At 36.3% G+C, this 5,313-nt stretch carries 4 protein-coding genes; 1 reads left to right on the forward strand and 3 read right to left on the reverse strand.

Annotated features, from left to right (window positions below):
• Positions 1-194: 194 nt before the first annotated feature.
• Positions 195-1,037 carry a TrmB family transcriptional regulator gene (locus tag AC1DRF_RS15910; protein WP_013084386.1) on the reverse strand — a complete coding sequence of 281 codons (843 nt, stop codon included), beginning with the start codon at positions 1,035-1,037 and terminating at the stop codon, positions 195-197.
• 157 nt (positions 1,038-1,194) lie between these two features.
• On the opposite strand from AC1DRF_RS15910, the gene AC1DRF_RS15915 reads away from it, so the two are divergent.
• Positions 1,195-2,142, forward strand: coding sequence for a DMT family transporter (locus AC1DRF_RS15915; protein WP_013058408.1), 948 nt, complete (start codon positions 1,195-1,197; stop codon positions 2,140-2,142).
• A 180-nt stretch (positions 2,143-2,322) separates the two neighbouring features.
• Here the strand turns inward: AC1DRF_RS15915 and AC1DRF_RS15920 are convergent, their stop codons facing one another.
• Positions 2,323-3,525 (reverse strand): iron-containing alcohol dehydrogenase, encoded by a 1,203-nt coding sequence (locus AC1DRF_RS15920; protein ID WP_427075057.1) that lies wholly within the window; start codon positions 3,523-3,525, stop codon positions 2,323-2,325.
• Between the two features lie 348 nt (positions 3,526-3,873).
• On the reverse strand, positions 3,874-4,764 hold the full coding sequence (locus AC1DRF_RS15925; RefSeq protein WP_477741125.1) for a LysR family transcriptional regulator: 891 nt from the start codon (positions 4,762-4,764) through the stop codon (positions 3,874-3,876).
• Between the last annotated feature and the right edge of the window lie 549 nt (positions 4,765-5,313).

The raw sequence follows: 5,313 nt of genomic DNA on the forward strand, positions 1-5,313 counted from the left end.
TATCAAGACAGAGTTCATTTCACCGTCTAGCATAAGTTATTATGGTCATATTCAAGATCTCCGGAAATAAATGCCCTTATTAACCATGAAGACATCCCCTATACGAAGTTAGTTTGCGTAAAACATGTTACAGCTAGCAATAACAGTGACTATAATAAGTAACTTTATTATTGGTATATATGCATTAATACTGGCTATTTAATCAATCCTAATTTTGCTGCTACGCTATAACCTGATGAATTAAATTTAAATCGATTACGAAGTTCAATAAGGTTCGGTCCAAAGCTTGACTCTAGGATCTCTCGATGTTTTTTCATCATTTCATAGATATACAAGTCGTGAATGATAACTTCTGTAATTGGCATAACTAATCCCGGATGCATCGTCCAGGCAGCACGGCTATCCTTACCAAGTGATAATATACCTGCAACTACTTCTCGATCATCAGCACTTAGAACAATCCATCGTCCGCCATATTCATTGGTTATTTCTTCGCTTGCATCATGCTGATGAACCTGCGCAAAGTCAAATACTAAATCTCCATAGGATACAATTAAAATTTCTACGCCTCTTTTGGCTGCTGCTTGTAATTCTTCTTTTAGTTCCTGGGCATCTTCTGCCCATATTTCCAATAGAATACGCCCTGTAGCTTCTTTTATAGCTTCCTTTGTACGATTTAGTATAGGCTCATAACCTGTAATGTTCCAGATGTTTTCTCTGTTTAAAGATACATAAGAATAATTTTCGAGAGCTTCTTCAGCTACTTCAAACGAGGATTCAGCTTTACGTTTTTTCAAGTTGATTAATTCATTAGGAGGTAACGGTGTATATAGAGCGGGATTTTCATGACTGATCATGACTTCTCCTCGATCCACTAGTCCTCCTAATACTTCATAAATTTTAGATCTTGGCACTCCGGAATTTAACGAAATAGCATACCCTGAAAGAGGAGATTTTTCTAGTAAAGCTAAATACGCTTTTGCCTCATATTCAGTAAAATTTACATCTTTCAAAATTTTTATTATATCTAGTGTCATGATTGGTCCTCCTTGATAATACCCGGATAAAGTCAATAATTTTAAACTAAGTATACCATTAGTACCCTTGACAGTTTTGGTTAAAAATTATAATTTAATTCTAGTTGCTACAAAAGTAGCTACCATATAGTTTTTAATCCTACTTGGAGGTGTAATAATGGATACAATGATAGCGAAACAACAAGAAAGCTTAAAAATAAGAAAGGTTAGAAGTGGAAATGGTTTATACATAAGCGCTTCCGTAATAGCCGTCCTTTTATGGAGTACATCATTTGTTGGAACAAAAATAGCCTATACCTCTTTTCCACCCCTTACATTAGGAGCGGCTCGTTTTGTTATAGCTGCTGTTATTTTAGGACTTATTCTCTTAATCAGGAAAGATAAAACAAAGCCTTCATTCAAAGATATGGGGTTAATGTCTATGAGTGGTGTACTAGGTACTACCCTTTATTTTTCTCTGGAGAACATAGGAGTTGAACTAACAACAGCATCTAATGCCGCTATTATTGTAGCGTCGTATCCTGCTATAACGGTTTTGATGGAATTTCTTTTTTTTAGAAAAAAGACATCATGGGTAAAGGCCCTAGGAATTGGAGTAGCGATGATAGGTGTATATCAAATATCCTATAGTCCTGAAACTCAGACAGATGATAAGCAATTAATTGGTAATATTATATTAATTGTAGCAGGTTTTATTTTTGCTCTCTATAACTTCACAACTCGTAAAGTTGTCAAAAAATATTCCATGATTACTATCTCTTTTTATCAAACTTTGGCGGGAGCTATTACGTTTATTCCATTAGCCTTTATAGAGAAGTCAAGCTGGCAAACACCAGATATACGATCATTTCTAACCTTATTGTACCTAGGCGTTTTCTGCTCGGTTATCGCTTTTTTATTATATAATTTTGGATTACGCAAATTATCTTCTAGTTCTGCGATGACGCTGATGAATCTTGTTCCTATTTTTGGTGTGTTATTTTCTGTTCTACTCCTTCATGAAGTGGTAGGCATAAACCAATTTATTGGTGGAATCATTGTACTTTTGGGTGTAGTTTTGAGCATGAGGGAAACGAGGAAAAAGTATGTTTTAGAAAATAAGTAAAAAGTATAAACCTAAAAAAAGTCCTCAGTCAAAGTAAGGCTTTTTATTTTCAATAAAAAAGTACACAAAAACTGGTATTACGTATCTTCTGATTAAAAATAAATAGATACTATTTATAAACTGGCCCCCAATCGTTAGACACAGCCTGATGATTGGGGGCCAGTATTTAATCTTTATCTTTTAATTTAAGTTCTCTACTCCAGAATCCCAATTTCGATCTACGCGGTTAAAGTAAGCTTGTTCAAGAATTTGCATATAATCAGTCTCCGTAATTAAACGGACGTTACTTGATGTTGAGTTGTTTTGCATGGCCAACCTTACAATGCTCGGAAAGTCTTCTATTTTTACACCCTCTAAATCTTTCAATTTAGGAATGTTTAATGATTCTGTTAATTCTATAATCCCTTGAATTAATTTTTCAACAGCTATTTCATCTGAATCTGAATCTTTGGCAAAGTTCATATACCTTGCTAATGTGGCATGTAATTGCTTATTCTCCATAGAATTGAACTTTAATACATATGGTAAAAACACTGCGTTGGCAACTCCATGCGGGGTATCATAAAGTCCTCCAAGCGCTTCTGCCAAGCAGTGTACTGAGGCAACATCTGCAGATCCAAAACAAAGGCCTGCTAAGAGACTTCCTTCCAGCATATCTTGACGAGCCGCTTCATTTTTGCCATCGCGGAAAACGATAGGCAATGCCGAAACAATGGTTCTCATTGCTTGAGCTCCGAGCGCTTGTGAAATAGGATTTGTTACTTTACATGTATAACCTTCAATCGCATGAACGAGTGCATCAATTCCAGTAGCTGCAGTAACAGAAGGCGGAAGACTTAATGTTAGTTCAGGATCAAGAATCGCTAAGACAGGTCTTAACAAACTATGTTTGAGTGTCATCTTTCGGTGTGTAGATGCTTCCGTAATAACAGCAGAACGAGTAACTTCTGAGCCCGTACCTGAAGTAGTTGGAATACAAATAACTGGTGCAATGTTTGAATACAGAAGTCGGCCGTCTGCATAGTCAGATGGTTCCCCGCCGTTTGGACCGCACAGTGCAATAGCTTTTCCTGTATCCATTGCACTTCCGCCACCAACGGCAACAACTGCATCTGCACCAAATTCACGAAATAATTTTGCACCTTCCAAGCAATTTGCATCTCGAGGATTTTGTTCAATGGAGTCGAATAATAATACGCGATAACCAGAAGCCTCAAGGGCCGTTATAATTGGTGAAACTAGTCCTGTACGGACCACACCTGGATCACTCACAATTAAAATGGATGAACCAATATTTAGAGATTTTAGCATTTCTGGTAATTCTCTAGCTTTTCCCGTCCCTACCTCAATTTGAGTAGAACAAAAATAGTTATAGGATTTCATTTATACCCCTCCCATTATCTAAAATCAAATACATCTCTTAACTGAATTTTAACCTTCTCTGCAATTAGCAGATTCAACTGTTAGGCTGCAGGTAACTTATACTTATGGTAGTTTAGGCAATACACATACAGAATAGTAATGTAGTAGAGAATATAAATAAACTATATGTATATCTAACAAGCTTCTTATCATATATAATACAAGCCCGGCCCCAATCATTACAGATGAATATTTAGATTGTTACTATCTAAAAAACTGATTAGCAACCTCTATACTATGTAATTAATTAATTTATTTATGCAAACCAACCTCGGTGTTCAATAAAAATAGCTTCAAATACTAATCCCCTTAATGATCCAGTATTACTTCTCTAGTTACATCTAAAAAAGCACTTAAAGCTGGAGACACCCATTTGTCTTTATGCCAGACCAGCTGAGTGACAATCGGGAACTCTGGACCTTTCCATCTTAATACACTCATACTCCCTTCCTCTATTTCCTTCTCTACTGCTAGCTTAGGTAGTGCTGCTATTCCAATTCCAGCCATTACACATTTTTTGATAGCTTCTATATCACCAAGTTCAAGATCACATAACGGTTGAACCGCTGCATCAACAAGTGATGCTTCAAATATATTTCGATAATCGCACTTCTCAGTAAAAAGCAGCGCCTGACCATCTAGGTCCACGGGTCTTACTTCAGATTTATCGGCTAAAGGATGATTCGGCGGGCTTACTATAACAATAGGTTCCGCGACAAGCTGCTCGGCAATCAGCTTATCCGAATTAATGCGAGTCATCGATATTAAAACAGCATCTATGAGACCTTGAGCAAGTAAATCCTCAAAATCATTTTCAGAAATTCCAGGTCGAAAAATCAGTTTCACTTTAGGAAAACGAGCTTGAAATAGTTTCAGCAAAGCTGGTAAGCGATAGGTGCATTGGGTTTCTGAAGCACATATTGTTAACGTCCCGCTAGGCTCTTCATTCCCACCTACAGTCTCCTTTGCCTCTTCGGTTAAATCAAGCACCTTGTCCGTATATAGCTTAAAGCGCTTTCCAGCGTCAGTTAAGATAACTCGCTTCCCCAACCGGTCAAAAAGTTGGACAGCAAGTTCTTCCTCAAGAGATTTAATCTGAGCTGTTACACTCGATTGAGCATAGTGAAGGATTTCAGCTGTTCGAGTAAAGTTTAGTTCTCGAGCAGCAATTTGAAAAATTTTTAACTGTTTGAGTTCCATAGTTTTCTCTCCTAAATCATTTTCACCAATAATAATATTATTCTAAATATATCATTTCACTCGTGCTGCTTGTAAACGTAATGTCTTTCATTACTAACTTCTCAGAGGAACGTTTGCATACCAAGAATGTATGATGCAAAGCTGCTTATTCCGGAAAAAGAACCCTGGACAGTGAACAGAACTGATCCAAGGGTCTTCTACTTGATTGGTTCCTTTAAAAGTAATTATAGTAACTAAGATTGAACACGGTATACAGAGTGAAAACAGAAAAGATCTACCTCTTTTCAGTCAAAAAATGAAACATCTTGTAGTATTGTTGACACAGTGTTTCTTAAAAAGAGGATCCATTTTTCTCTAATCTAAGATGATTCCTTCTGATAAACCCTATTACGTTATTCCGATGTAATAGAAGAAGGATTTTACTTTTTAAAATAGAATAGTTCCTTAAAGAATCATAAAGGAGTTGATTTCATGTCTAAACAAATAAAGGATAGAAAAGAAATAAAACTTTTGGATTCTCAAATTTATTTATGTGATGAAATTAAAAAG

The sequence above is a fragment of the Priestia sp. P5_B4 genome (genome assembly GCF_056400385.1).

Coding starts and splice junctions, on each gene's coding strand:
- AC1DRF_RS15910 (WP_013084386.1), bottom strand. CDS start 1,037: ATGACACTAGATATAATAAAAATTTTGAAAGATGTAAATTTTACTGAA.
- AC1DRF_RS15915 (WP_013058408.1), top strand. CDS start 1,195: ATGGATACAATGATAGCGAAACAACAAGAAAGCTTAAAAATAAGAAAG.
- AC1DRF_RS15920 (WP_427075057.1), bottom strand. CDS start 3,525: ATGAAATCCTATAACTATTTTTGTTCTACTCAAATTGAGGTAGGGACG.
- AC1DRF_RS15925 (WP_477741125.1), bottom strand. CDS start 4,764: ATGGAACTCAAACAGTTAAAAATTTTTCAAATTGCTGCTCGAGAACTA.